The organism is Streptomyces sp. NPDC059201, from assembly GCF_042754585.1.
Lineage (GTDB): Bacteria > Actinomycetota > Actinomycetes > Streptomycetales > Streptomycetaceae > Streptomyces.
Genome location: NZ_JBHZBB010000020.1, coordinates 25,621 through 50,631 on the forward strand (window position 1 = coordinate 25,621; position 25,011 = coordinate 50,631).

The window sequence follows — 25,011 nt, forward strand, 5'->3', positions numbered from 1 at the left end:
GGGTCCTGTGGTGGAGGACCCGCCCCCGACGGGCGTGTTCGGGACGGCTGGGCATCGTAGCCTTCCCTGCCGTCCCGTCCGTCAGCCGCCGGACTCGCCCGCGTGCGGGCTGAGGACTCCGGCGCCGACCAGGATGAACAGCAGGATGCCGAGCGCGATGCGGTAGATCACGAAGGGCATGAAGGACTTCGTGGTGATGAACTTCATGAACCAGGCGATCACCGCGTAGCCGACCACGAACGCGACGATCGTCGCGAAGACCGTCGGCCCCCAGGAGACGTGTCCCTCGCCCGCGTCCTTCAGCTCGTAGGCGCCGGAGGCGAGGACGGCGGGGATGGCCAGGAGGAACGAGTAGCGGGCAGCGGACTCGCGGGTGTACCCCATGAGCAGACCGCCGGAGATCGTGGCGCCGGAGCGGGAGACGCCCGGGATGAGGGCCATCGCCTGGCAGAAGCCGTAGATCAGGCCGTCACGGATGCCGAGGTCCTTGAGCGTCTTGCGCTCGCGGATCGCCCGGTGCCGGCCGCCGATCTCGTCGCGGGCGGCGAGCCGGTCGGCGATGCCGAGGACGATGCCCATCACGATGAGCGTGGTGGCGATGAGCCGCAGATCGCGGAACGGGCCCTCGATCTGGTCCTTGAGCGTGATGCCGAGGACACCGATCGGGATCGAGCCGACGATCACCAGCCAGCCCATCTGCGCGTCGTGGTCGGAGCGCATCGACTTGTCCGTCAGCGAGCGGAACCACGACGTGATGATCCGGCCGATGTCCTTGCGGAAGTAGATCAGGACGGCGGTCTCCGTGCCGATCTGCGTGATCGCGGTGAAGGCCGCGCCCGGGTCCTCCCAGCCGGCGAAGGCCGCGGTCAGCCGGAGGTGCGCGCTGGAGGAGATGGGAAGGAACTCCGTCAGCCCCTGGACGAGTCCGAGGATGAACGATTCGAACCAACTCATGGGGCTTGGGCCGTCCCGTTTGTACTAGTGCGGTCAGAAGGTCGAGCGCACTGTACCGCCCCAAGGTGACGTGTTCGTGATCAGGTCGCCTCGGCGGCGGGCCCCGTCGTGGTTCAGGCCGGTGCGCGGACGCCGGCGCGCAGGCTCGCCCGGTCTGCCTCGCCCTCGACCACCCCCTCAGCGCCAGGGGCACCCGCCTCACCACCACCCTCGTCCACGCCCCGCGCGCCGGGGCCCATTACGGCCTCCAGGCCATGTGCGAGGTCGGCGGACTCGCGAACGCGATGATCGTCGAGGCGCGCTTTAGCGGGCTGTTTGGGCGGCGGGGACGGGGGTGGGGGCTGTGGCAGGGGTGGCGGCTGGGGCTGGGGCTGGGGCTGGGGCCGTGGTCGGGCGGCGCAGTGCGTGTCGCTTTCGCCAGGCTACGACCGCCGCGGCGAGCCCCGACAGGACGATGAACCCGGCCGAGATCAGGAAGGCGGGAGAGCCCGGCTCGCCCGCCTGGGACCCGGCGACCACGTACGCCGCCGTGTTCGGGACCGTGCCGATCGCCGTCGCCAGCAGGAACGGTACGTACCCCATCCGGGAGACCGCCGCGCAGTAGTTGGCGGCGGCGAACGGGACGCCGGGGAAGAGGCGGATCGCCAGCATCGAGCGGAAACCGTGCCGGCTCAGCTGCCCGTCCGCCGCCTGGAGCCACCGCCCCTTGAGCAGCGGCCGCAGAGCCTCCTGCCCGAGTACCCGGCCCAGCGTGAACGAGATTCCGGCGCCCAGTACCGTGCCCGCGACCGCCGCCGTCAGCCCGGCGCCGGTGCCGAAGAGCGCCCCCGCCGCCAGGTTCAGCACCGGGCGGGGCACGAAGGCCGCGGTGCAGAGCCCGTACGCCAGGCCGAACAGCAGCACGGCGCCGGCGCCGCCCGTCTGCGGCCATCCCGAGGCGAGCAGGCGCTGCGGTTCGTACAGCACCACCAGCGTGGCGGCCGTCAGCAGGACGAGCGCGAGCAGCGAGAGCCGAGACCAGGGCGAGAGCAGGGCCCGGGAGCAGCGGACGGCGAACGGGTCCGTCGGCCGGGGCACGGGAGCGAGCATCCCGGGAGAGTAACGGAGACCTCCGTATGATCGCCGTAATGTGCGCCATGTCCGACCCCGGTCACCCGCCCCGCGACGCCTCCGCCGAGCGCCCGCGCCCGTACGAGGTCCCCGACGTGCCCTCGCACGACGTCCCCGGTCGGCTCCCGTACGAGGTCCCCGACAGCGAGCTCGCCGACGCCGTCATGGACCGGCTCACCACGGTCTACCCCGCCGCCGGGAACCCCTTCCGGGCGCAGGAGATGGTCGCGTACATGAAGGGCGTGGCGCCCTTCCTCGGCATCCGGTCACCGGAGCGCCGCGCCCTCTCCCGTACCGTCCTCGCCGGCACGCCCCGCCCCGGCGAGGACGACTGCGCGGCGATCGCCCTGCGCTGCTTCGCCCTCCCCGAGCGCGAGTACCACTACTTCGCCGTCGACTACCTGCGCCGTCATGTGAAGCGCTGCTCGTCCGGCTTCCTGCCCGTCGCCCGCCGGCTCGTGACGACCGTCTCCTGGTGGGACACGGTCGACCACCTCGCCGCCCACGTCGTCGGCGGACTCGTCGCCGCCGACCCCGCGCTCGGCGGCGAGATGGACGTCTGGATCGACGACGAGGATCCGTGGATCGCGCGCACCGCCCTCCTCCACCAGCTGCGGTTCAAGGGGGACACGGACGCCGACCGGCTCTTCGCGTACTGCCTGCGGCGCTCCGCCGACACCGACTTCTTCCTCCGGAAGGCGATCGGCTGGAGCCTGCGTGAGTACGCCAAGACCGCCCCCGGCGAGGTGCGCGCCTTCGTCGCGGACAACCGTTCCCTCTTCTCCCCGCTCTCCGTCCGCGAGGCCCTCAAGCACCTGTGAGCCGCACCGCCGGGCGGGGGCGGCGAAGGGCGGGACGCGGGCCTCGCGCACTTGGGGGCGCGAGCATGTTCTGGGCGGTTGCACAATGAGGGGGTGAACGAGCAGATCCCCGTCCTGCGCGAGGTCGACCACGGCACCGCGCGTCTCATGCCCGACGTGGACCGGGAGCGGGCCTGGCTCCTCACGGTCGACGGCGCCCCGCAGTCGTACGTCGACCTCGACGCCCCCGACCACCTGGAGTTCGAGTACGCCCGCCGGCTCGGGCACGTCGTCGATGTCGCGGCCGACGCGGGCGCGCCGCTGGACGTGCTGCACCTCGGCGGCGGAGCGCTCTCGCTGCCTCGGTATGTCTCGCTCACCCGTCCCGGTTCGCGCCAGGACGTCGTCGAGGCCGACGGCGGACTCGTCGCGCTCGTCGCCGAACACCTGCCGCTGCCCGAGGGCTCCGGTGTGATCGTGCACACCGCCGACGCGCGCGCCTGGCTGGAAGCGGCTCCCGCCGCCTCCGCCGACCTGATCGTCGGCGACGTCTTCGGCGGCTCGCGCGTCCCGGCGCACCTCACCTCCCTCGCGTACGCGCGCGAGGTCCGGCGCGTGCTGCGTCCGGGCGGGATCTACGCGGCGAACCTCGCGGACGGCGCGCCGTTCGCCTTCCTCCGCACCCAGCTCGCCACCTTCGCGGCGGTCTTCCCCGAGCTGGCGCTCGTCGCGGAACCGGCGGTGCTGCGCGGCCGGCGCTTCGGGAACACGATCCTGGTCGCCTCCGACGCGCCGTTCGACATCCCAGGGCTCACCCGTCGCGCGGCCGGGGACGCCTTCCCCGCGCGCGTGGAACACGGGGAGGCGCTGGCGCGGTTCACCGGGGACGCGGCTCCGGTCGACGACGCCGAAGCGGTGGGGTCACCCGTTCCGCCCGAGGGCGCCTTCGGCATCGGGTGACACTCCGGGCACGGGCACGGCGACACCCGCGCCCGGGATGGGGGTTCCGACCGGCGCGGCCAGCTTTGTACCGATGTCCGCCGTCACGCCGGCACCGACCTCCGTACCGGCGCCGACCTCCGTACCGGCGTCAACCTCCGTGCGCGCGTCACCCTTCGCCGCCGTCGTGGCGTGTGGACGCCGGGTCATGTTGCGTACGTCGGGGACGAGCAGGACCAGGGCGGTGACCAGGGTCATCAGGACCACCGCGCCCCACAGCGAGGCCGTCCGGCCGAACGCGGTCTCTGCCGGACCCGCGAGGGCGGTCGACAGCGGCAGCAGCGCGGTGGAGCCGAACCAGTCGTAGGCGGAGACCCGGGAGAGCTTCTCCTCCGGGATCTCCTGGTGCATCGTCGTCATCCAGGAGACGCCGAAGATCTCCATCGCCACGCCGCTGACGAACATGACCAGGGTGAGCCCCACCGCGTGCAGAGGGATCGCGAGGGCCGCCGAGGGCAGAGCGATCGGGAAGACGCCGAGCGTGCCGACGAGCAGCATCCGGCGCGGCTTCCACCGGGTCATGAGGATGGCGCCGGCGACCGTGCCCACGCCGTATCCGGCGAGCGCGATGCCCCACGGGCGGGCGCCGCCGAGTTCGTCGCGGGCGACCAGGGGTCCGTACACCGCCTCGACCGCGCCGATGAGCGCGACCACGACCGAGAACTGGGCGACGATCGACCACAGCCAGGGCCGGCCGATGAACTCCTGCCACCCCTCGCGCAGATCGGCGAAGAGCCCGCCGCCGGGCTTGCGGTCGGGGATGCCGCTGACGTCGAGGAACGCCCGCAGGCCGCCCGCCACGGCGAACGCGAGGGCGTCGACGGCGAGGACCCAGCCGGGGCCGACGAAGGCGACGAGCGCGCCGCCGAGCGCGGCACCGCCGATCCCCGCGCCGTGCATCGCCATCCGGTAGAAGGCGAAGGCGCGGCTCGCCTGCTCACCCGTGACGCTGGACATGAGCATGCCCTCGGCGGCCGGGTTGAAGAACGCCTGACCGGTGCCGCAGAGGCCGGTGAGCACCATCATCTGCCAGAGCTCGGCGGTACCGGAGAGCACGAGCGCGGCGAAGACCGCCTGCGAGACGAAGTTGAGCGCGTTGGCCGCGACCATCACCCGGTGCCGGGGGACGCGGTCCGCCACCGCGCCGCCTATGAGCAGGAAGAGGACGAGCGGCAGGAAGCGCGCCATCGCGACGAGGCCCACGTCACCAGCGTCGCCGCCGGACTCGAAGACGGCCCAGGTGGTGGCGATCAGGGCGCCGTGGGCGCCGAGGCTCGTCACGATGGTGGAGGCGGTGAGCAGCACGTAGTTGCGCCCGGCCCATTCGGGTCGGCGCGCGCTGCGGGGGGAGGCGGAGCGATTCGTCACTCCGGGACTATCCCCGCCGCCTCCCGTTCCTGCCAAACCGATTACCGGACCAATAACCGGACCGATGATCACACCGGCCGGGTCGGCCCAGGGTCGTACCGGCCCGGTCGTCCCACGGGTCGTACCGGACGGGTCGTCGCGCCGGTCGGTCAGGAGCTCTTCGTGAGCCGGACCGTGGAGAGGATCTTCTGGATCGTCGCGTCGGGAAGCTCGTCCTTCACGCCGTCGGCCGCGTACAGCACGAACGTCGAGAAGTCGTTCTCGGCGTTGATGAAGGTGAACGCGATCGACTTGCCGTCGGTCTCGCACTTGTCGCGCTTCTTCACCTTCGGGGCGGTGGCCGTCGCCACGCTCCCCTTGAGGCCCGACGCGGTGGTGTACGAGACCGCCTTGCTGATCTGGATGGTCTTCTCGGGCATGTGCTGCGCGAAGGCGGCCCACACCCACATGCCGGCCTGGCCGCGCGCCGCGGAGGCGGTGTCCTTGGCACCCTGGTTGCCCTTGGTGCCCGCGCCGGCCAGTCCCGAGTACTCGGGCTTGCCGTTCTTGTCCGAGTCGACGGCGCACCACTTGCTCTTGAGGTCGGCGGGGCCGGACATGATGACGAGCGGGCTGCCGTCGTTCTTCTTGGAGTCCTCGAAGCCCACGTTCATGGTCGGCTTGCCGACCTCCCACTCCGGCGGGACGTCGAAGAGGGTGCCGTACGACGGGTTGTGGACGACCTTCCAGCCGGGGATCGTCGGCTGGAACTCCTCGCTGTCGCGCGGGTTGTCGAGTTCGGTGGTGGGGGTGCCGGACGGCTCGTCGGATTCCGGCGAGGCCGAATCGGAGGCGGAGTCGGAGGCCGAGGCCGAGGAGGTCGTGGTCGGCTTGTCGGCGACGTCCTTCTTGTCGTCGTCCTTGTTCAGTACGAGGAAGCCGGTCACGCCGCCCGCGACGACCACCGCCGTGGCGGCCACGATCGCGATGAGCGTCGTCCGCTTCCGGTCGCCACCGCCCGGGCCCTGCGGCGGGGTGGGGCCGGGGCCGGGGCCGGGCACCTGGTACTGCGGCACGGTCGGCTGCTGGTACGGGTTCGGCTGCGCGTATCCCTGCTGCGGGTACCCCTGCTGGGGGTGCCCCTGCGGCGGCTGCCCCGGCTGTCCCGGCTGCTGCGGCCAGCCGCCCTGCTGGGGCTGGCCGGGCGCCTGCGGGTACCCGCCCTGCTGCGGGTAACCCGGCTGGATCGGCTGCTGGTACGGGTTGGGCTGCTGGTACCCCGGCTGCTGGTACGGGTTCTGGCTCGGGTTCGGGTTTTGATTCGGGTCCTGCGGGTTCTGCTCGCCCCCGGGCGGCTGCTGTCCTGGCCACATGGCCCGTAACGATAGAGGGGTGACGTCGACCGGGCCATGCCCGGCCCTTCCCCGGCGGCGGGCATCCGGCCGGAGAAGGCATGGCCAAGCCTTCTACTCGCGGGTAACATCACAGCACATGAGCGCAGACCAGAAGTCGATCGGCGACATGCTCGCCGCCACGGTCCCCATGGCAGGAACCCTCAACCTGGAGTTCCTGGAGACCACCGCCGAGCGCGCCGTTGTGCGTTTGCCCGACCAGCCCGCGTATCACAACCACGTCGGCGGGCCGCACGCCGGCGCCATGTTCACCCTCGCCGAGTCCGCCAGTGGCGCCATCGTGCTTGCCGCCTTCGGCGACCAGCTCGGCCGCGCCGTGCCGCTCGCCGTCAACGCCGAGATCGCGTACAAGAAGCTCGCGATGGGCGTCGTCACAGCGACCGCCACCCTCGGCCGCCCCGTCGCCGACGTCGTCGCCGAACTCGACGCCGGACAGCGCCCCGAGTTCCCCGTACGCATCGACATCACCCGCGAGGACGGCGCGGTCACCGGCGAGATGACGGTGACGTGGACCCTGAGGCCCAACAACCTCGGCAAGTGACCTACCCGCCGGGCACGCGCGCGTGCCCGGCCGGTACTGGATCGGATCCGGCTTCCCCGCCCCCGCACCCTCCCCTCGGGTGTGGGGGCGGTCGCGTTCAGGGGCGGCGGCCCACCCCGCCCCGGCCCACCCCACCCCGCCCCGGCCCGGCGCTGGAGGCGCCCGGCCGGCCACGCCGAGGAGCCGCAGCCTGTCCGGCGAGACGCGACGTCGGCCGTACGCGAAGGGGTGACCGGCACGGCCGAGGGCCGTTCGAGCTGACCGGGTAGGCTGCCCCGGCGTGCCCGACGCGGGGCGCGCCACCGCAGCGGCCCGCGACCGGGGCCGCGCCGGCACAACGGGAGGAACCCGCGTTGCACGTCCAGGAGTGGCTGGAGACGATCCCGGCCGTCGCCATCTACGCGCTGGTGGGGGTGGTGATCGGACTGGAGAGCCTCGGCATCCCGCTCCCCGGCGAGATCGTCCTCGTCAGCTCGGCCCTGCTCGCCTCACAGCACGGCGACATCAACCCGTACGTCCTGGGCGCCTGCGCCACCGCCGGTGCGATCATCGGCGACTCGATCGGGTACGCGATCGGCCGCAGGGGCGGCCGTCCGCTGCTCGCCTGGCTCGGCGGCAAGTTCCCCAAACACTTCAGCGAGGCGAACATCGCGCTCGCCGAACGCTCCTTCCAGAAGTGGGGCATGTGGGCGGTCTTCTTCGGCCGCTTCATCGCCCTCCTGCGGATCTTCGCCGGGCCGCTCGCGGGCGTCCTGAAGATGCCGTACTGGAAGTTCCTCATCGCCAACGTCTTCGGCGGCATCCTGTGGGCGGGCGGCACCACCGCCGTCATCTACTCCGTCGGCGTCGTCGCCGAGGCATGGCTGAAGCGATTCTCCTGGCTGGGCCTGGTGCTCGCCGTCCTCATCGGCATCACCTCGATGCTCATCATCAAGAACCGCGCGAAGAAGGTGGCCGCGGAGGCGCAGCAGCACCCCGCGGCACAGCAGCACCCCGAGGCGAAGCAGCGTTCCGAGGCTCCGCTGGAGCCGGTCGCGGCGGACTGAGCGCGCACCCCGTACCCGTACGCGACGGAGGGCGGCACCCGGATTCGTTCCGGGCGTCGCCCTCCGTTACGTACGTCAGAGGTCCGTCACGTACGACCGCCGGCCACCGCCGCCCCGACGTGTGCCGGAACGCGGTCAGCCCTCGTGCGCCTCGGCGTGGCCCTTGGCCAGGTGGACGTACATCTCGGCGTTCAGGCGGATGCCCGCCAGCTCCTCCTCCGTCAGCGGGCGGCGCACCTTCGCGGGGACGCCGGCGACGAGGGAGCCGGGCGGGACCTGCATGCCCTGCGGCACCAGTGCCTGCGCCGCGATGAGCGAGCCGGCGCCGATGCGGGCGCCGTTGAGCACCGTCGCGCCCATGCCGACGAGGACGTCGTCCTCGATGACACAGCCGTGCACGGTCGCGTTGTGCCCGACCGTCACCCGGTCGCCGATCGAGACGGGGAAGCCGGGGTCGACGTGGACGGTGCAGTTGTCCTGGATGTTGGAGTCCTCGCCGACGGTGATGGGGCCGCAGTCGGCGCGCAGCACCGCGTGGTACCAGACGCCGGCACGCGCCCCGAGCGTCACCTCGCCGAGGACCACCGAGGTCGGCGCCGTGAACGCGGTCGGGTCGACGCTCGGTTCCTTGCCGCCGACGGCCTTGATCAACGCCTCTGCCATGGGGTCACTCCTGAGGGTCCGTACGGCCCGTGCGGCCGTGGTGGTGTCGCGCCTTCCGGTTGTCTGCCCGCACCCTATGCCGAGCTCATGACGGACATCACAGGGGACCGCACTGATCAGCCCCGACGCCGCCGACTACGGTGTCGGGGTGCCCAGAAACGGAAACACGTTCTCATCCCTGGCGGCCTGGCGGCGACGGGTCGTCGCCCACGCGCTCCAGGGCGGCTGGCGCTGGGCACAGCAGGCGGGCGCGGTGACGGCGGAGCACCCCGGGCGGCTCCGGTTCCGGCGCCTCGGCGCGGGCACGCGTTTGGCATTCCCACAAGGCACGCTCTTCGGCGAGCCGTGGATCGAGATCGGCGAGTGCTGCATCATCGCCGAACAGGTCACCCTGACGGCGGGGATGCTGCCGGGCCTCGACCTCGGCACGGAGACGGTCCTGACCCTCGGCGACGGTGTCGTGCTCGGGCGGGGCAGCCACGTCATCGCCGACACGACGATCACCATCGGCTCGGACACGTACTGCGGCCCGTACGTCTACATCACGTCGACCAATCACAGTTACGACGACCCGCACGAGCCCATAGGCCGTCAGTGGCCCCGCTCCGAGCCGGTCTCGATCGGCCCCGGCTGCTGGCTGGGCACGGGCGCGGTGATCCTGCCGGGCGCCCGGATCGGCCGCAACGTCGTGGTCGCCGCCGGCGCGGTCGTACGCGGGGAGGTGCCGGACCACTCGGTGGTGGCGGGCGCCCCGGCCAGGGTCGTACGGCGCTGGGATCCGGAACAGGGCTGGCAGCCGCCCCTGCGCACCCCGGCCCCGAAGCCGATCCCCGACGACATCACCCCCGAGCAGTTGGCGGCACTGGCCGCCTGGGAGATCGAGCAGGAGGGGGCCGGGGCGGACGCGGCGGGGGCAACGGGCGTGGCGCTGGTGACGGACATGGTGGATGCGGTGGACGCCGCGAACGCGGGGGATGCGGGCGCCAAGGCGTCAACCTCCTGAGGCCCGTCACCCTTCGCCGATGCGCGGCCGTGCGTCAGCCGCCCGCGATGAGGACCGTGCCGACGAGTGCGAGTCCCGCCCCCGTCGCCTGGATCGCGCGCAGCCGTTCGCGGAGCATGCCGAAGGCGGCGAGCGCCGTCACGACCGGGTAGAGGCTGGCGAGCACGGCGGCCACCAGGACCGGGCCGCGCTGCGCGGCCAGCGCGTACGTGCCGTTGGCGGCGACGTCGGCGAGGCCCACGAAGGCGAGCGCCGGCAGCGCGCCGCGGATCACCCGGAAGCCCTCCTCGGGCAGCGCGCGGCCACCGCGCCGTACGGAGAGGTAGAGGGCGCCGCCGCCGACGGCCACGTTCGTGACGCGCTGCACGAACAGCGCGAGGAAGAGGCCGGTGAGGGTGGTCGACGCCTCGGCGATGAGCGCCATGACGGCGCCGAACCCGAAAGCGGCGAAGAGGGTGAGGACGACGGCCTGCCGCTGGACGGGCGCGCCGCGCAACTCGGGGCCGCCGGCGAGGACGATGCCCACCACCGCCGCGACGAGGCCGCCGACCTGGAGGAGGCCGGGCCGGTCGCCGAGCACCAGGCCGACGGTGACGGGGACCACCACGCCGAGCGAACCGAGCGGCGAGACGACGCCCATCGGGCCGAGCGCGAGGGCCTTGTAGAAGGCGAGCATGGCGGCGGGGCCGACGACGCCCGCGGCGACGGCGTACCAGAGGTCGGGTCCGGCCTCGGTCCACGCGCTCGTCGCGAGGACGACCGCGCCGAGGACCAGGACCGCGAGGCTCTGCGAGACCACGACGACGGTGAGGGCCGGGATGCGCCGGGTGAGCAGTCCGCCCCCGAAGTCGGCGAAGCCCCACAGGAGGGCGGTGGCCAGGGCGAACACGGCAGTCATGGAGGTCCTCGCAGGCAGGTACGGGTGGAGCGGGGGCAGTACAGTGCAGTGCACGATCGGGTGCACCTCACCGTAGTGCAGTATGTTGAACTCTGTCATCCAAGATATTGGACGGAATGTGTCGGACCTCGACCAGCTGACCCAGTCGCTCGCCCGCAACCTGAAGCGCTGGCGCAACGAACGGGGCTTCACCCTGGACGCGCTCGCCGCCCGCGCCGGGGTCAGCCGCGGCATGATCATCCAGATCGAGCAGGCACGGACCAACCCGAGCGTCGGCACCACCGTGAAGCTGGCCGACGCACTCGGCGTCTCCATCACCACCCTCCTCGACTACGAGCAGGGCTCCCACGTCCGGCTCGTCCCGCCGGAGCAGGCCGTCCGCATGTGGTCCACCCCGGCCGGCAGCTACACCACCCTGCTCGTCGGCACCGAGGCCCGCGGCCCCCTCGAACTCTGGTCCTGGTCCCTCGTGCCGGGCGAGGGCAGCGCCTCCGACCCGCACCCGCAGGGCACGACGGAGCTGCTCCACGTCGTCGCCGGCGTGCTCACCCTGGTCGTCGACGGCGTCGAGCACACCGTCCCCGCCGGCACCTCCGCCGTCTTCGAGGCGGCGGCCCCGCACACGTACCGCAACGACGGAGAGGAGACGGTCGAGATGACCATGGCCGTCTCGATCCCGCCCGTACGCTGAGGACGCGGCCGGGTCGGTACGTTGCGGGGCTGGTTCGTACGGTGAGACGGCCGGTCGTGGGGCGGGTGGGGGCGGTTAGCGTGACGCGCATGCGCGCACCCATCGGAGACTTCGACGACGCCCGGCCCGCCCTCGACTGCCTCGACCTCCTCACGCCTCCCGTCGCCGCGGCGGTCCGCGCTTGGACCGGGCCGGTCCAGGCCGACCAGATCCTCTACGTCGACACCGACCCGGCCATCGCCGACACCGCCGTCTTCGTGGAGCACCACGGCCCCGAACTCCTGGACCAGTCCGCCAACTGCGTCGTCGTCGCAGGCAAGCGCGGCGAGACGACGACCCTCGCCGCGTGCGTGGTCAAGTCCGCGAGCCGCGTCGACGTGAACGGCGTCGTACGCAAACACCTCGGCGCGCGCAAGGCGCGGTTCGCCTCGATGGACACCGCGACCGGCGACAGCGGCATGGAGTACGGCGGCATCACCCCCATCGGCCTCCCCGCCGACTGGCTCCTCCTCGTCGACGCCGCCGCCGTCGACACCCCGTGGGTCCTCCTGGGCAGCGGCCGCCGACGCGGCAAGATCATCGTCCCGGGCAAGGCACTTGCCCAACTCCCGAACGCCGTCGTGCTGGAGAGCCTGGGCCTGCCCGCGACGTGACGGTGCGTCGAGCGCGGCGCGACGGGCAGGCCCTGGGCATCAGCCCAGGCGCGGGATCTCGATGGCGGGGCAGCGGTCCATCACCATGTCCAGGCCCGCGCCGGTCGTGCGGGCGTACGCGGCCTCGTCGACGACGCCCAGCTGGAACCAGACCGCCTTCGCGCCGACCTCCCGTGCCTCGTCGGCGACCGCGCCGGCCAGGTCGCTGTTGACGAAGACGTCGACGACGTCGACGGGGAAGGGGATGTCGGCGAGGGACGCGTAGCCGGGCTCACCGTGAACCGTCTCCGCCTTCGGGTGGACCGGGACGATCCGCTTGCCGAAGCGCTGGAGCACGGCGGCCACCCCGTACGCGGCACGCTCCCTGTTCGAGGAGAGGCCCACGATCGCCCAGGTGTCGCCCGTGCCCGTCAGGATCCGGCGGACGGTCTCCTCCTCGGAACGCTCCGTCGCCTCGGTGGTCGTGGTGTCGACGCTCATCCCTGATGCCTTCCTTCGTTCCGTACGAGCCTTCCCTCGTTACGAACCCACGGGGACACCGGATCCTTCCCGTGCAGAGTGGGAGGAGTGAGGCGGAAGCGATGGCCAAGGCGGGCGCGGCAGAGTCAGGCGGATGGCGTCAGGCGTCCCAGGCTCGCCGTTCGTCCTCGCGAGGCGCCAGGACCAGAGTCGGAGTGCCCGGACCGAAGGTCATCACCGGCCGTTCCGCGTCCCATGCCCGCCACCCGGGGTCACCCTCCGTCGCGAACGCCACCCACGCCGCGTGCATGGCCTCGGCCAGAGCGCGCGGTGCGTCCGGCCCGGTCATCGCCTCCGCCTCCGGCGTGTCCAGGGTGTCGAAGACGAAGCCGAGCTCCAACGCGTGGCAGGCGCCCAATCCGAGCACGGGCGACGGCCAGCCGAACTCGTACAGGTAGGTGCGGCCGGCCGCACCCGATCGCAGCCGCGCGTCGGCCATCGCGTTCAACGGCACCCGCAGCAACTTGTCGGTGGCGAGCGCGCCCAGGACCTCGCCGGGGCGGGCTTGAGGCCGGTTCGCCCGGTAGACCCGCGCTGTACGGGACGAGACCCGCGTCTTCCACAGCGCGAGCCGCAGCATCAGCGGCGACAACCGCTCCACGAGCCCGCTCGGCACGAACCAGAGCCGGTACTCCTCCGCCGTCGTCCCCAGCAGCAGATCCACTTCGGCGGAGTCGAGCCCTGAGGGCGGGGCCGAGGCATTGGGCATGTGCCCAGAAGGCTTGCGCGTGGAGGCGGATCCGGTCGAACCGCCGCCCGTCAGCGCCTCCGCCGGATCGCGGGGCAGGACGTCGCCGTCCACCACGATTTGGAAGGAGTGTCCGCTGCCGGTCAGGGGCGAGCCCTTCGCCGTCACCTCCGTCTGAGCGGTGAGCAGCCGTTCCCGGTCCACGGCCGCGAACGCCTCCGCCGTCGCCGGGATCCCGAGCCGCTTGGCCACCGCTTCGGTCGTGCGCCGTGCGCGCTCCATCGGGAGCGCCATCGGCGCTCCGCTCTGTACGACCGCCCTCCGGAACAGCCCCCGCGCGAGGGGCGAGGCGAGCAGCGCGGCGATCGAGATCGCACCCGCCGACTCCCCGAACACCGTCACCCGCTCCGGATCGCCGCCGAAGGCCGCGATGTTCTCCCGCACCCACTCGAGCGCGGCGATCTGGTCGCGCAGGCCGAGGTTCGCCGGCGCGTCGGGGAACACCCCGAACCCCTCCACCCCGAGCCGATAGTTGAGAGAGACGAGGACGACTCCGTCGCGCGCGAAGGCGGTCCCGTCGTAGACGGGCACGGCGTTGGAACCGTGGATCAGCGAACCGCCATGGATCCACACCATCACCGGCCGGCTGCCGCCACCGCCGCCATCGCCGCTGCCGGCGGTGGCCTCAGCGGAGGGACCGCCCGCCGGACCCGCCGGACCCCAGGGCGCCCAGACATTGAGATTGAGGTAGTTGTCGCCGTCGATGGTGGGGTCGGGCAACAGCGCGTCCAGCGGCGGAGCGTAGGGCCGCTTCGGCGCGGTGGGTCCGAACTCCGTCGCCTTCCGCACTCCCTCCCACGGCTCCACCGGCTCCGGCGCCCGGAAGCGGAGCGCCCCGAACGGCGCCTGCGCGTACGGCACGCCGAGGAAGCCGGCCACCCCGTCAACCACGAACGCGCCGCTCACCCGCCCGGAGACAAGCACCACCTCGGGCGCCCCCGCTCCGTCGACGGCGTCCTGATCCTGAACCCGATCCTGGTCCGGCGTCGTCATGGCTGCTTCCTTCCGTGCAGAGGGGCGATGGTGAGGCCGTGCGGTGGATGATGACTCACCGCGGCGTCGGAGGGGAGAGGCGGAGCGGGGGAGAACGAGGGAGAGCGGGGGAGAGCGCGGCTGCTCGGCTCGGCGACCGGGGTCAGCCGGCGGAGATCACCAGCGCGCGCTTGAGGACCTTGCCGGTCGGGCCGAGGGGCAGCGCGTCGACGAAGCGGACGAGGCGCGGGTACTTGTGCCGGCCGAGACGCTCCCGCGCCCAGTCGACGAGTTCGTCCTCCGTGAGGGAGGCGGCGCCCTCGCGGCGGACCACCACCGCGCACACCTCCTCGCCCTTCGCCTCGTCGGGGACGCCGATCACGGCGACCTCGGACACCGACGGGTGACGGACCAGGACCTCCTCGACCTCGCGCGGATAGATGTTGAACCCGCCCCGGATCACCAGGTCCTTCTTCCGGTCCACGATCCGCAGGAAGCCGTCCTCGTCCCGTGCGCCCAGGTCGCCGGTGCGGAACCAGCCGTCCACGATCGCCGCGGCCGTCGCCTCGGGGTCGTCGAGGTAGCCGGCGAAGATGTTGTGCCCCCGCACAACCACCTCGCCGATCTCCCCGTCCGGCAGCAGTCGGATCTCGCCGTCGATGGCCGCGTCGGCGACCCCGACCTCGACGCCCCACACCGGGTGCCCCACCGTGCCGGGGCGGCGCCCGAGGTGCGGCTGGTTGAACGTCGCCACCGGCGAGGTCTCCGTCAGGCCGTACCCCTCCAGGATCTGTGTCCGGAACGTCTCCTCGAAGCGTTCCAGGACGGCGACCGGCAGCGCCGCGCCGCCGGAGACCGCAGCCCGCAGCGCCTCCGGACGCCGCTCGGACGCGCCCGCGGCCTCCACCAGCGCGTGGTACATCGTCGGCACGCCCATGAACACCGTCACGCCCTCGTCGGCGAGCACGTCCAGCGCCGCCGGCCCGCTGAACCTGGGCATCAGCACAAGCGTCGCGCCCTGGCGCAGCGTGCCGTTCATGGCGCACGTCTGCCCGTAGCTGTGGAACAGCGGCAGACACCCGAGGACGACGTCGTCCGCGCCGAGGCCGAGCAGATCCTGAGAGGTCACGGCCGCGTTCATGACGATGTTGAGATGCGTCAGACGCGCCCCCTTGGGACGTCCCGTGGTGCCGCTCGTGTAGAGGATCACCGCCGTGTCGGACGGATCGGCCGGCTCCGCCGCGGCCAGCGGTTCCGGCGCCGACGGCGCGCCCTGGAAGGCGCGCACACCGGCCGCCCGCGCCGCCTCGTCGGCGACCGCCCACAGCGGGCCACCGCTCACGATCGCCACCGCGCCACTGTGCTCCAGCACAAAACGCACCTCGTCGGCGACGAGCAGCGCGTGCACCGGCACGACGGTGGCGCCGGCGGCGAGCGCGCCGTAGTAGACGCGCAGGAACTCGGTGGTGTTCGGCAGCAGCACCGCCACCCGGTCACCCGGCTTCACCCCCGCCTCGCGCAGCCCGGCGGCGCAGCGCAGCGCCGCGTCCCACAGCTCGCGGTAGGTGAACCGGCTCGCGCCCTCGACGACGGCGATCCGGTCGGGGAAGTGGCGGGCGGACTCGCCCAGCACGCCGGCGACGCTCAGTGACATGACACGCTCCAGAGACGTGGAGTTGACGGCGGTGTCAACATTCTGTGACACGGCTCAGAATCGATCGTGGAAGCACCGCGACACCATGTGCAGACGCCCACCATGCGCCTTTCCGAGCTGGGCATCGGCCCCTCGGCCGCTACCGGAGCGTGGCATTCGCCAAAGCGCGGCGCTACGGTGCGGCCATGACGCCCAGCCCGCCCGGCGCCCCCGACCCCACGTCCGGCCGCTCTTCCGGTCCACCGGCCGCACGCGGCGCCCACACCCGGCTCGGATCGGTCGGCGGTTCCGGCGCGCTCCGCCGCTCCCTCGCCACCGCGCTGCTCGCCGATGTCGACCGGCTCACCGACCGCGCCGTGGATGACATCCGCGCCCACTCCGGCACGTACGCCTCCGGCGATCCCGTCACCCGCGACGACCTGTGGGCGATCTGCCGCGACAACCTGCTGCGCGCCCTGGAGGACTTCGGCGGGCTCGCCCCGACCGGCGGCGACTTCGAGGGCGCGGCCCGCGAGACCGGCCGCCGCCGCGCCGAGCAGGGCGTCCCGCTCGACATCGTCCTCCAGGCGTACCGGCGCGGCGGACGGATCCTGTGGCAGGTCATGGCCGAGCACCTGCGCACAAGGACCGGCCGCGAGGCGGACAGCCGCGACCTGGAGCTCGACGTCGCAGGGGCCGTCTGGGAGACCATCGACCGCTATTCGGTCGCCATGGCCGACGCGTACCGCCTCGCCCAGCTGGAACTCCAGAACCAGCAGGACACCCGCCGGGCCGCCCTCTTCGACGCCCTTCTCGACGGCCGCGCTGACGACCCCGCCGTCGCCTCCGCCGCGGCCGCCGCCCTGGGGGTGCCCGCCCAGGACCGGTACGTCGTCGTGGTCGCCACCCAGGATCCGGCCGCGCCGCCGCAGCCCGGCCCCGTACTGGAAGCCCAGGGGCTGTGGTCGTTCTGGCGTCCGCGTTCCGGGCGGTACGCCGGCATCGTCCGCCTCCCGCGCCGCGACACGACCGCCGGCCGGACGCCGCCCCCGCCCGTCACCCGGCTCGACCCGGCACTCGTCCGGCTCCTCGACGCCCTGCGCACACGCACCGGCGCCACCGCGGGCGTCTCGCCCGAGTTCGAACGCCTCTCCCAGGCGGGCCGCGCCCTCCGGCTCGCTGAGCAGACCCTCCGTACCCTCCCCGCCGGGAGCGGTGAGGCCGCCGTCTTCGACGTACGGCTCGCCGAGGTCCTGCTCAGCGGCCGCCCCGACATCGCCGAGCGGATCGTCACCGTCAACCTCGGGCCCGTCCTCGTCACCGGCGGCGAGCGCAACGCGCTCCTCAGCACCCTCCGCGTCTGGCTCGACCACGGCTGTTCCGCCTCCCGCGCGGCGGAGCTCCTCTACTGCCATCGCAACACCGTGCTGAACCGCATCAGCCGCGTCGCCGAGCTCACCGGCCGCTCCAGCGAATCGGGCGAGGCGCGCCTGGGTTGGGCACTTGCCCTGCGCGCGCTGCCGTACGTCGGCCACCCCGACGCTCCCGGGGCCACCCCGGTCGTGGCGGATCCGTCCGGTCCGGGCGGCGCGGAACGGGAAGCGTACGGCACGTAGGCTGGCGGAATGCAGGAGCAGTACCGCACGCTGGCCCGCGAGGGCGTCCACGAGACCGAGATCAACCGTTCGCGCTTCCTCTGTGCACTCGCACCGGTCGCCGACGAGCGCGAGGCCCAGGAGTTCGTGGCCCGGATCCGCCGGGAGCACCCGACGGCCTCCCACAACTGTTTCGCCTACGTGCTCGGCGCCGACGCCTCCGTCCAGAAGGCGAGCGACGACGGCGAGCCCGGCGGGACGGCCGGCGTCCCCATGCTCCAGATGCTGCTGCGCCGCGAGATGCGGTACGTCGCCGCCGTCGTCACCCGCTACTACGGCGGCGTGAAGCTGGGCGCGGGCGGCCTCATCCGCGCGTACGGCGGCGTCGTGGGCGAAGCCCTCGACGCGCTCGGCACCATCACCCGGCAGCGCTACCGGCTCGCCACCGTCACCGTCGACCACCAGCGGGCCGGAAAACTGGAGAACGACCTTCGGTCCACCGGCCGCGCCGTGCGCGAGGTGCGGTACGCCGAAGCCGTCACCATCGAGATCGGCCTCCCCGACGCCGACGTACCCGCCTTCCGCTCCTGGCTCGCCGACGTGACGGCCGGCACGGCCACTGTCGAACTCGGCGGCGAGGCGTACGGCGACGCCTGACCCGGCCGCCTGCCACCTGGCCACCAGGCCCCCCGTCACCCGGCCGACCGCCACCCGGCCACTCGGCCACCGAGCCCTCTGTCCGTTGCGAACGCCCTCGCGACCCACCCCCATCTCACCCGTGTGGCCCCGGCCACCGCCCTCGCCGGGTTAGCGTGGTGGGCAGACACACAACGGCGGGTCCCAACGCACGGGACGGGATCCGGAGACCAGGGGCGAGGAGCGGCACGCGCATGCGGGGTGGGACGACGACGTGAGGTTCCTGCACACCTCGGACTGGCACCTCGGCCGGTCCTTCCACCGCGTCGGCCTCCTCGACGCCCAGGCCGCCTTCCTCGACCACCTCGTCGCCACCGTCCGCGAGCGCGAGGTGGACGCGGTCCTCGTCGCCGGAGACGTGTACGACCGGGCCGTGCCGCCGCTGCCCGCCGTCGACCTCTTCGACCGTGCGCTGCACCGCCTCGCCGAGGCCGGTGTGCCCACCGTCATGATCTCCGGCAACCACGACTCCGCCCGCCGTCTCGGCGTCGGCGCCGGACTCCTCGGCCGCGCCGGCATCCACCTCCGTACCGACCCGGCAGGCATCGGCACCCCCGTCGTCCTCAGCGACACCCACGGCGAGGTCGCCCTCTACGGCCTGCCCTACCTGGAGCCGGCGCTCGTACGGGAGCAGCTCGGCGCCGCGAAGTCGGGACACGAGTCGGTACTTGTCGCCGCCATGGACCGGGTCCGCGCCGACCTGGCCGCGCGGGCCGCGGGCACCCGTTCCGTCGTCCTCGCGCACGCCTTCGTGGCGGGCGGCGCGCCGAGCGACAGCGAGCGCGACATCACCGTCGGCGGTGTCGCCGCCGTCCCGACCACCGTCTTCGACGGCGTCGACTACGTGGCGCTCGGACACCTCCACGGCTCCCAGGCCCTCACCCCGCGCGTGCGGTACTCCGGCTCGCCGCTGGCGTACTCCTTCTCCGAGGCCGACCACCGCAAGACCATGTGGTTGATCGACCTCGACGCCGAAGGCGAGGTGGCCGCCGCCGAGCGTGTCGACTGCCCCGTGCCCCGCCGCCTCGCCCGCCTCCGGGGCCGGCTCGACGACCTGCTCGCCGACCCCGCCCACGACCGGCACCAGGACTCCTGGATCGAGGCCACCCTCACTGACGCCGTCCGGCCGCACGACCCGATGGCCCGGCTCACCGAACGCTTCCCGCACACCCTCAGCCTCGCGTTCGAGCCCGAGCGCGCCGACAGCGACTCCCTCGCCTCCTACGCACAGCGGCTCCGCGGCCGCAGCGACCAGCAGATCGCGGAGGACTTCGTCACCCACGTCCGCGCCGGCGGAGCACTCGACGCGGCGGAGCGGACCGTGCTGCACGGCGCGTTCGACGACGTCCGCGTCGACGCCGCCACCACCGAGCGGGAGGGGGGCCGATGAGGCTGCACCGGCTGGAGATCAGCGCCTTCGGTCCCTTCGGGACCACCCAGACCGTCGACTTCGACACCCTGTCCACCGCCGGACTCTTCCTCCTCCACGGCCCCACCGGCGCCGGCAAGACCTCCGTCCTCGATGCGGTCTGCTTCGCCCTGTACGGGAGCGTGCCCGGCGCCCGCCAGGCCCCCGGCACCACCCTCCGCAGCGACCACGCGCCCGCAGGCACCCCCACCGAGGTGCAGATCGACCTCACGGTCGGCGGTCGCCGGCTGGAGATCGTCCGCAGGCCCGCCCAGCCGCGACCCAAGAAGCGCGGCGGAGGTTTCACCACCGAGAAGGCGCAGAGCACGCTGCGCGAGTACGACCCCGCCACGCGCGCGTGGACCGGTCTCAGCAAGTCCCACCAGGAGATCGGTGAGGAGATCACCCAGCTCCTCGGCATGAGCCGGGACCAGTTCTGCCAGGTCGTCCTGCTGCCGCAGGGCGACTTCGCGCGGTTCCTGCGCGCCGACGCCGAGGCCCGCGGCAAACTGCTCGGTCGCCTCTTCGACACCCGCCGCTTCGCCGCCGTCGAGGTACGCCTCGCCGAACTCCGCCGCACCGCAGCCCACCGCGTCGAGGAGGGCGACGCCCGGCTCCTGGCCCTCGCCCACCGCATGGCCCAGGCCGCCGCGGGCCTGCCCGCGGCCCGGACGCCCGTCGACGGGAAACCCGGCGAACCCGGCCTCGCCGACGCCGTCCTCGGCTGGGGCGCCGTCGCCCGCACCGAGGCCCACGAGGCCGCCGACATCGCAGGCGTACGCATCGCCGCGGCCGAACACGCCGAGGCCCGCGCGCGTGCCGCCGCCGGACACGCCCGGGACCTGGCCACCCGGCAGGCCCGCCACGCCGAGGCGCTGCGCCGCCGCGAGGCGCTCACCGCCCGGATCCCCGACCGCGACCGCGACCAGCGGGCGCTCGACCTCGCGCTCAAGGCCGACCGGGTCGCCCCGGCGCTCGCCCTGCGCCACGAGGCCGAACGCGAACACGCCGGCGCGCTCGCCGTCCGCGGGTCGGCCCGTTCCCAGCTGCCCCCCGACCTCGCCGAGGCCCCGGCCGAGCAGCTCTCCACTCTGGAGAACCGGCTCCGCGAGGACCTCGGCGGGCTCGCCGCCGCCCGCCGCGCCGAGAGCCGCGCCGCCGCGCTCGCCGAGGAACGGACCCTCCTCGACCGGGAAGCCCGCGCCGACGAGGAGGCCCTTGAGGAGGCGGCCGGCTGGCTCGCCGACTGGGAACCCCGCCGCGCCGCGCTTCAGCAGCGCATCGACACCGCGCAGGAGGCCGCCGCCCGCACCGAGCAGCTCGCCGGCCGGCTCGAACCGCTCCGCCTCCGGCTCGCCGCCGCCCGCCGCCGTGACACCCACGCCCGGACCCTGACTCAGACCGAGGAGCGGTACGCGGCCGCCCGCGAGCGCCGCAACGCCGCGCACGAGACCTGGCTGGACCTCAAGTCCCGCCGGTTGCGCGGCATCGCCGCCGAACTCGCCGCCACCCTCGCCGACGGCGACCCCTGCCAGGTGTGCGGATCCACACGTCACCCCGCCCCGACCGCCGCCACCGCCGACCACGTCGACCGGGCGGCCGAGGAGGCCGCGTACGCCCGCTACACCGAGGCCGACGAGGCCAGTCGCGCCGCCGAACGCGAGCTCGCCGGCACCCGCGAAGCCCTCCAAGCCGCCCGTGACGAGGTCCACTCCCTGGCGCCTTCTGGGCAGACGCACAGTCAGCCCACCGTCGCGGAACTCGCCGACGAGGTCGAGGAGCTGACCGCCCGCCACGCCGAGGCGCACGCGCTCGCCGCCCGGACCCACGCGGCGCGCGAGGCGCTGGCACGCGCCGAGCGCGAGCACGAGGAGAGGGCGGCCGCCCAACGGGAGGCCGAGCGACGCGTCGCCGCCCGCACCTCGCACCGCGAGGGCATCGATCGGCAGCGCGCGGAACTCGCCGAGGAACTGGCGCGGGGTCGCGGCGCGTTCGCCACGGTGGCCGAACACGCAGACCTCCTGGAGCGCCGCATCGCCCTCCTGGTCGACGCCGCCGGAGCCGTACGCGCCGAGGAGGTCGCCGCCGACCGCCTGAAGAAGGCAGATGCCCAACTCGCGGACGTCTCCTACCGGGCCGGGTTCGCCACGCCGGCCGAGGCCGCCGGCGCGCTCCTCGACGAGCAGGGGCGCCGTTCGTGCCAGCACCGCCTCGACGTCTGGCAGGCCGAGGCCGCCACCGTCGCCGACCGGCTCGCCGAACCCGGTATCGAGGAGGCCGCCGCGCTCCCGCCCGCCGACCCGGCCGTCGCCGAGGCCGCGCACGCGTCCGCCGAGCGGGCGCTGCGCGCCGCCGGTGCCGGACTCGCCGCCGCGCGCGACCGCGTCACCGGCCTCGCCGGCCTCGCCCGCCAGGCCGAGGCGGAGGTACGGCGCCTGGGCCCGCTGCGTACCGAACACGACCGGGTGGCGCGGCTCGCCGGCCTCACCGCCGGCACCTCCGCCGAGAACGAACGCCGCATGCGCCTGGAGTCGTACGTCCTCGCCGCCCGGCTCGAACAGGTCGCCGCGGCCGCCTCCGCCCGCCTCCAGCGGATGTCCTCCGGCCGATACACCCTCGTCCACTCCGACGCGCGCGCGGGCGGCGCGCGCCGCAGCGGCCTCGGCCTGCACGTCGTCGACGCCTGGACCGGCAACGAACGCGACACCGCCACCCTTTCGGGTGGCGAGACGTTCTTCGCGTCGCTCGCGCTCGCCCTCGGTCTCGCCGACGTCGTCACCGACGAGGCGGGCGGGGTCCGCCTCGACACCCTCTTCATCGACGAGGGCTTCGGCAGTCTCGACGACCAGACCCTCGACGAGGTCCTCGACGTCCTGGACTCGCTGCGCGAACGGGACCGGAGCGTCGGCATCGTCAGCCACGTCGCCGACCTGCGCCGCCGGATCCCGGCCCAGTTGGAGGTCACCAAGTCCCGCCACGGCTCGGCGGTGCGCCTCAGCGGCGGAGGCCGGGACGGACTCATCGGCTGACGGCAGGCGGCGACCGACGGTTCGGCGATTCGGGGTTCAGCGACCGGCGGTCAGCGGCTGACGGAGCGGCGGGGGAGGGGCGAGGAGTAGACGACGCTGGTCGTCACCGAGCCGAGCGTGCCGATCTTTCCGGAGATCTCCTCCAGGTGCCGCATCGAGCGGGCGGCGACCTTGATCACGAAGCAGTCGTCGCCGGTGACGTGGTGCGCCTCCAGTACCTCGGGGGTGACGGCGACCAGGTCGTGGAAGGGCTTGTAGTTGCCGGTGGGGTAGCGGAGGCGTACGAAGGCGAGGATCGGCAGCCCCAGCCGCTCGTGGTCCACCACGGCGGTGTACCCGGTGATCACCCCGGCCTCCTCCAGGCGCCGCACCCGCTCGGTCACGGCCGACGGCGACATGGAGACGGCTCGGGCGAGCTCGGCGTAGCTGGCCCGGCCCTGGGCCTGGAGGGCGTCGAGGATCCGCCAGTCGGTGGCGTCCGGGGTGTAGTCGTTCATGGGACCGAGCCAACAGGGGTTTCCCCGGCGGATCAAGACATCCGCCGGGGAAACATTCCGTGCTGTGCCGTCAGAGGCGGGAGATCTCGTCCACGAGGTCGTCCAGACCCAGCGGCCCCTGGCTCAGCGCGGCCATGTGCCAGCTCTTCGCGTCGAAGGCGTCACCATGCGCCTCGCGGGCCCGCTCGCGGCCGAGCAGCCACGCGCGCTCGCCCAGCTTGTACCCGATGGCCTGGCCCGGCATCGACAGGTAGCGCGTCAGCTCGCTCTCCACGAACGCCGGCGGCCGGCTGCTGTGCCGCTGGAAGAACTCCTGCGCCAGCTCCGGGGTCCACCGCTCGCCCGGGTGGAACGGCGAGTCCGCCGGGATCTCCAGCTCCAGGTGCATGCCGATGTCCACGATCACCCGGCAGGCGCGCATCATCTGCGCGTCGAGGTAGCCGAGCCGGCGCTCCGCGTCCGGCAGGAAGCCGAGCTCGTCCATCAGCCGCTCCGCGTACAGCGCCCAGCCCTCGGCGTTGGCGCTGACCATGCCGATGGTGGCCTGGTAGCGGGAGAGGCTGTCGGCGACGTGCACCCACTGCGCGATCTGGAGGTGATGTCCGGGCACGCCCTCGTGGTACCAGGTCGACACGAGGTCGTAGACGGGGAAGCGGGTCTGCCCGTCCACCGGGAGCCAGGTGCGGCCGGGGCGCGAGAAGTCCTCGGAGGGGCCGGTGTAGTACGGGGCCGCGGCGCCGCCCGCGGGGGCGATGTGCGACTCCACCTTGCGTACCCGCTCGGCGAGTTCGAAGTGGGTGCCGTCGAGCGCGTCGATCGCCTCGTCCATGAGCTGCTGGAGCCACTCACGGACCTCGTCGACGCCCTCGATGTGGGTGCCGTGATCGTCGAGATGGGCGAGCGCCGTCCACGGGTCGGAGCCGGGCAGGATCCGGTCGGCCTCGGTACGCATCTCGTCGCGCAGCCGGTGGTACTCGGCCCAGCCGTAGGCGTACGCCTGGTCGAGGTCGAGGTCGGTGCCGTTGAAGTAGCGGCTCCAGCGGCGGTAGCGCTCGCGGCCCACGGTGTCGGGGGCGTCGGCGACGGCGGGGACGTACGTGTCGCGCATCCAGTCCCGCAGCGCGGCGAGGGCGCCGCTCGCTCCGGCGGCGGCCTCGGCCAGTTCGGTACGCAGCTCCGCCGGGAGCGTGTCGGGCCGCGCCGCGGCGTACTGCTCGAACCAGCCCTGCTCGCCGTCGCCGCCCGCCCAGTCGGTGAGCTGGCCGACGAAGGTGGCGGTGGCGCGCGGCCCACCGAAGAGCTTGCGCTCCAGGCCGAGCGCGAGCGAGGCCCGGTAGCCCTCCAGCGCGGCCGGGACGGCGCGAAGCCGCTCGGCGATGGCGGTCCAGTCGTCCTCGGTGTCGGTGGGCATCACGGTGAAGACGATCCGGACGCTGTGCACCGGCGAGCGCATGTTGCTGACCGCGCAGAGGCCCTCGTCGGCGTCGTGCACGGCCAGTTCGGCCGTGAGCCGCTCCCGGAGCAGGCGGGCGCAGCGCCGCTCGGCGTCGCTGTTCGCGCCCGGGGTCCGCTCGGCCTCGTCGAGGAGGGAGAGGGTCCGGCGAGCGAGCTCGGCCACGGCCTCCTGGCCTTCGGGGGAGAAATCGGGAAGGCGGCCGGCGCTCTCCCGGACTCCCAGGTGGGTGCCGGTGATCGGGTCGAGGGCGATGAAGTCGTCGACGTAGGCGTCGGCGACCTGACGGGGCAGATTGCTGTGGGAACTCTCTGGCATGTGTCTCATCCTGATGCCTCCGCCGG

Annotated in this window: 22 protein-coding genes and 1 pseudogene; 12 read left to right on the top strand and 11 right to left on the bottom strand. The window is 73.3% G+C overall.

The genetic code is table 11. The features are described 5' to 3' along the window. Nucleotides 1-81 precede the first annotated feature (81 nt). The gene (locus tag ACFXMG_RS37865; protein WP_383824364.1) at nucleotides 82-954 is read right to left on the bottom strand and encodes an undecaprenyl-diphosphate phosphatase; all 873 of its coding nucleotides are present in this window, start codon (nucleotides 952-954) and stop codon (nucleotides 82-84) included. A 158-nt stretch (nucleotides 955-1,112) separates the two neighbouring features. Here ACFXMG_RS37865 and ACFXMG_RS37870 point away from each other — a divergent pair. Then, nucleotides 1,113-1,253 (top strand): annotated as a pseudogene (locus tag ACFXMG_RS37870) (steroid 3-ketoacyl-CoA thiolase); the annotation flags it as partial. A gap of 4 nt (nucleotides 1,254-1,257) precedes the next feature. Here ACFXMG_RS37870 and ACFXMG_RS37875 read toward each other — a convergent pair. Continuing rightward, nucleotides 1,258-2,043 carry a TVP38/TMEM64 family protein gene (locus tag ACFXMG_RS37875; RefSeq protein ID WP_383824361.1) on the bottom strand — a complete coding sequence of 262 codons (786 nt, stop codon included), beginning with the start codon at nucleotides 2,041-2,043 and terminating at the stop codon, nucleotides 1,258-1,260. A gap of 185 nt (nucleotides 2,044-2,228) precedes the next feature. On the opposite strand from ACFXMG_RS37875, the gene ACFXMG_RS37880 reads away from it, so the two are divergent. Together ACFXMG_RS37880 and ACFXMG_RS37885 are read left to right on the top strand one after the other, a co-directional pair. Beyond that, nucleotides 2,229-2,885: a DNA alkylation repair protein gene (locus ACFXMG_RS37880; RefSeq protein ID WP_383824430.1), complete on the top strand. Its 657-nt coding sequence runs from the start codon at nucleotides 2,229-2,231 to the stop codon at nucleotides 2,883-2,885. Between the two features lie 93 nt (nucleotides 2,886-2,978). Continuing rightward, complete coding sequence (locus tag ACFXMG_RS37885; protein WP_383824358.1) at nucleotides 2,979-3,824, top strand: spermidine synthase; 846 nt, start codon at nucleotides 2,979-2,981, stop codon at nucleotides 3,822-3,824. On the opposite strand, the gene ACFXMG_RS37890 is transcribed toward ACFXMG_RS37885, so the two are convergent. Then, nucleotides 3,786-5,231, bottom strand: a complete 1,446-nt coding sequence (locus tag ACFXMG_RS37890) for an MFS transporter (protein WP_383824355.1) — start codon at nucleotides 5,229-5,231, stop codon at nucleotides 3,786-3,788. The two genes, ACFXMG_RS37885 and ACFXMG_RS37890, sit on opposite strands and share 39 nt — an antisense overlap. 149 nt (nucleotides 5,232-5,380) lie before the next feature. Next, nucleotides 5,381-6,583 carry a hypothetical protein gene (locus tag ACFXMG_RS37895; protein ID WP_383824352.1) on the bottom strand — a complete coding sequence of 401 codons (1,203 nt, stop codon included), beginning with the start codon at nucleotides 6,581-6,583 and terminating at the stop codon, nucleotides 5,381-5,383. 118 nt (nucleotides 6,584-6,701) lie between these two features. Here ACFXMG_RS37895 and ACFXMG_RS37900 point away from each other — a divergent pair, with 118 nt between their 5' ends. Together ACFXMG_RS37900 and ACFXMG_RS37905 are read left to right on the top strand one after the other, a co-directional pair. Beyond that, the gene (locus ACFXMG_RS37900; protein ID WP_383824349.1) at nucleotides 6,702-7,163 is read left to right on the top strand and encodes a DUF4442 domain-containing protein; all 462 of its coding nucleotides are present in this window, start codon (nucleotides 6,702-6,704) and stop codon (nucleotides 7,161-7,163) included. A 353-nt stretch (nucleotides 7,164-7,516) separates the two neighbouring features. Continuing rightward, the gene (locus ACFXMG_RS37905; RefSeq protein ID WP_383824346.1) at nucleotides 7,517-8,209 is read left to right on the top strand and encodes a DedA family protein; all 693 of its coding nucleotides are present in this window, start codon (nucleotides 7,517-7,519) and stop codon (nucleotides 8,207-8,209) included. A gap of 135 nt (nucleotides 8,210-8,344) precedes the next feature. Here the strand turns inward: ACFXMG_RS37905 and ACFXMG_RS37910 are convergent, their stop codons facing one another. Next, the gene (locus ACFXMG_RS37910) at nucleotides 8,345-8,872 is read right to left on the bottom strand and encodes a gamma carbonic anhydrase family protein (protein ID WP_383824344.1); all 528 of its coding nucleotides are present in this window, start codon (nucleotides 8,870-8,872) and stop codon (nucleotides 8,345-8,347) included. Between the two features lie 148 nt (nucleotides 8,873-9,020). Here ACFXMG_RS37910 and ACFXMG_RS37915 point away from each other — a divergent pair, with 148 nt between their 5' ends. After that, a complete protein-coding gene (locus ACFXMG_RS37915; RefSeq protein WP_383824341.1) occupies nucleotides 9,021-9,875 on the top strand; it encodes an acyltransferase in 855 nt (284 codons plus the stop codon). 34 nt (nucleotides 9,876-9,909) lie between these two features. On the opposite strand, the gene ACFXMG_RS37920 is transcribed toward ACFXMG_RS37915, so the two are convergent. After that, nucleotides 9,910-10,773 (bottom strand): EamA family transporter, encoded by an 864-nt coding sequence (locus ACFXMG_RS37920; protein WP_383824339.1) that lies wholly within the window; start codon nucleotides 10,771-10,773, stop codon nucleotides 9,910-9,912. A 118-nt stretch (nucleotides 10,774-10,891) separates the two neighbouring features. Here ACFXMG_RS37920 and ACFXMG_RS37925 point away from each other — a divergent pair, with 118 nt between their 5' ends. Next, the gene (locus tag ACFXMG_RS37925) at nucleotides 10,892-11,464 is read left to right on the top strand and encodes a helix-turn-helix domain-containing protein (RefSeq protein WP_383824336.1); all 573 of its coding nucleotides are present in this window, start codon (nucleotides 10,892-10,894) and stop codon (nucleotides 11,462-11,464) included. An 89-nt stretch (nucleotides 11,465-11,553) separates the two neighbouring features. Continuing rightward, complete coding sequence (locus ACFXMG_RS37930) at nucleotides 11,554-12,117, top strand: YbaK/EbsC family protein (protein WP_383824333.1); 564 nt, start codon at nucleotides 11,554-11,556, stop codon at nucleotides 12,115-12,117. A 39-nt stretch (nucleotides 12,118-12,156) separates the two neighbouring features. On the opposite strand, the gene ACFXMG_RS37935 is transcribed toward ACFXMG_RS37930, so the two are convergent. From ACFXMG_RS37935 to ACFXMG_RS37945, 3 genes are all read right to left on the bottom strand, one after another. After that, on the bottom strand, nucleotides 12,157-12,597 hold the full coding sequence (locus tag ACFXMG_RS37935) for a CoA-binding protein (protein WP_383824330.1): 441 nt from the start codon (nucleotides 12,595-12,597) through the stop codon (nucleotides 12,157-12,159). Nucleotides 12,598-12,736: 139 nt separating this feature from the next. Next, on the bottom strand, nucleotides 12,737-14,377 hold the full coding sequence (locus ACFXMG_RS37940) for a carboxylesterase/lipase family protein (RefSeq protein WP_383824327.1): 1,641 nt from the start codon (nucleotides 14,375-14,377) through the stop codon (nucleotides 12,737-12,739). 142 nt (nucleotides 14,378-14,519) lie between these two features. Beyond that, nucleotides 14,520-16,010, bottom strand: a complete 1,491-nt coding sequence (locus ACFXMG_RS37945) for a long-chain fatty acid--CoA ligase (RefSeq protein WP_383824324.1) — start codon at nucleotides 16,008-16,010, stop codon at nucleotides 14,520-14,522. A 185-nt stretch (nucleotides 16,011-16,195) separates the two neighbouring features. Here ACFXMG_RS37945 and ACFXMG_RS37950 point away from each other — a divergent pair, with 185 nt between their 5' ends. The 4 genes from ACFXMG_RS37950 to ACFXMG_RS37965 all read left to right on the top strand — a co-directional run bounded on the left by ACFXMG_RS37950 (nucleotide 16,196) and on the right by ACFXMG_RS37965 (nucleotide 22,717). After that, nucleotides 16,196-17,605, top strand: a complete 1,410-nt coding sequence (locus ACFXMG_RS37950; RefSeq protein WP_383824321.1) for a PucR family transcriptional regulator — start codon at nucleotides 16,196-16,198, stop codon at nucleotides 17,603-17,605. Between the two features lie 9 nt (nucleotides 17,606-17,614). Continuing rightward, nucleotides 17,615-18,241, top strand: a complete 627-nt coding sequence (locus ACFXMG_RS37955) for a YigZ family protein (protein WP_383824318.1) — start codon at nucleotides 17,615-17,617, stop codon at nucleotides 18,239-18,241. Nucleotides 18,242-18,494: 253 nt separating this feature from the next. Continuing rightward, the gene (locus ACFXMG_RS37960; protein WP_383824316.1) at nucleotides 18,495-19,670 is read left to right on the top strand and encodes an exonuclease SbcCD subunit D; all 1,176 of its coding nucleotides are present in this window, start codon (nucleotides 18,495-18,497) and stop codon (nucleotides 19,668-19,670) included. Further along, on the top strand, nucleotides 19,667-22,717 hold the full coding sequence (locus ACFXMG_RS37965; RefSeq protein WP_383824313.1) for an AAA family ATPase: 3,051 nt from the start codon (nucleotides 19,667-19,669) through the stop codon (nucleotides 22,715-22,717). The genes ACFXMG_RS37960 and ACFXMG_RS37965 overlap by 4 nt, the downstream gene beginning before the upstream one ends. Nucleotides 22,718-22,767: 50 nt before the next feature. Here the strand turns inward: ACFXMG_RS37965 and ACFXMG_RS37970 are convergent, their stop codons facing one another. Both ACFXMG_RS37970 and ACFXMG_RS37975 read right to left on the bottom strand, forming a co-directional pair. Further along, entirely contained in the window at nucleotides 22,768-23,214 is a 447-nt protein-coding gene (locus tag ACFXMG_RS37970; RefSeq protein ID WP_383824311.1) for an Lrp/AsnC family transcriptional regulator, read from the bottom strand. Between the two features lie 70 nt (nucleotides 23,215-23,284). Then, entirely contained in the window at nucleotides 23,285-24,985 is a 1,701-nt protein-coding gene (locus ACFXMG_RS37975; RefSeq protein ID WP_383824308.1) for a DUF885 domain-containing protein, read from the bottom strand. Between the last annotated feature and the right edge of the window lie 26 nt (nucleotides 24,986-25,011).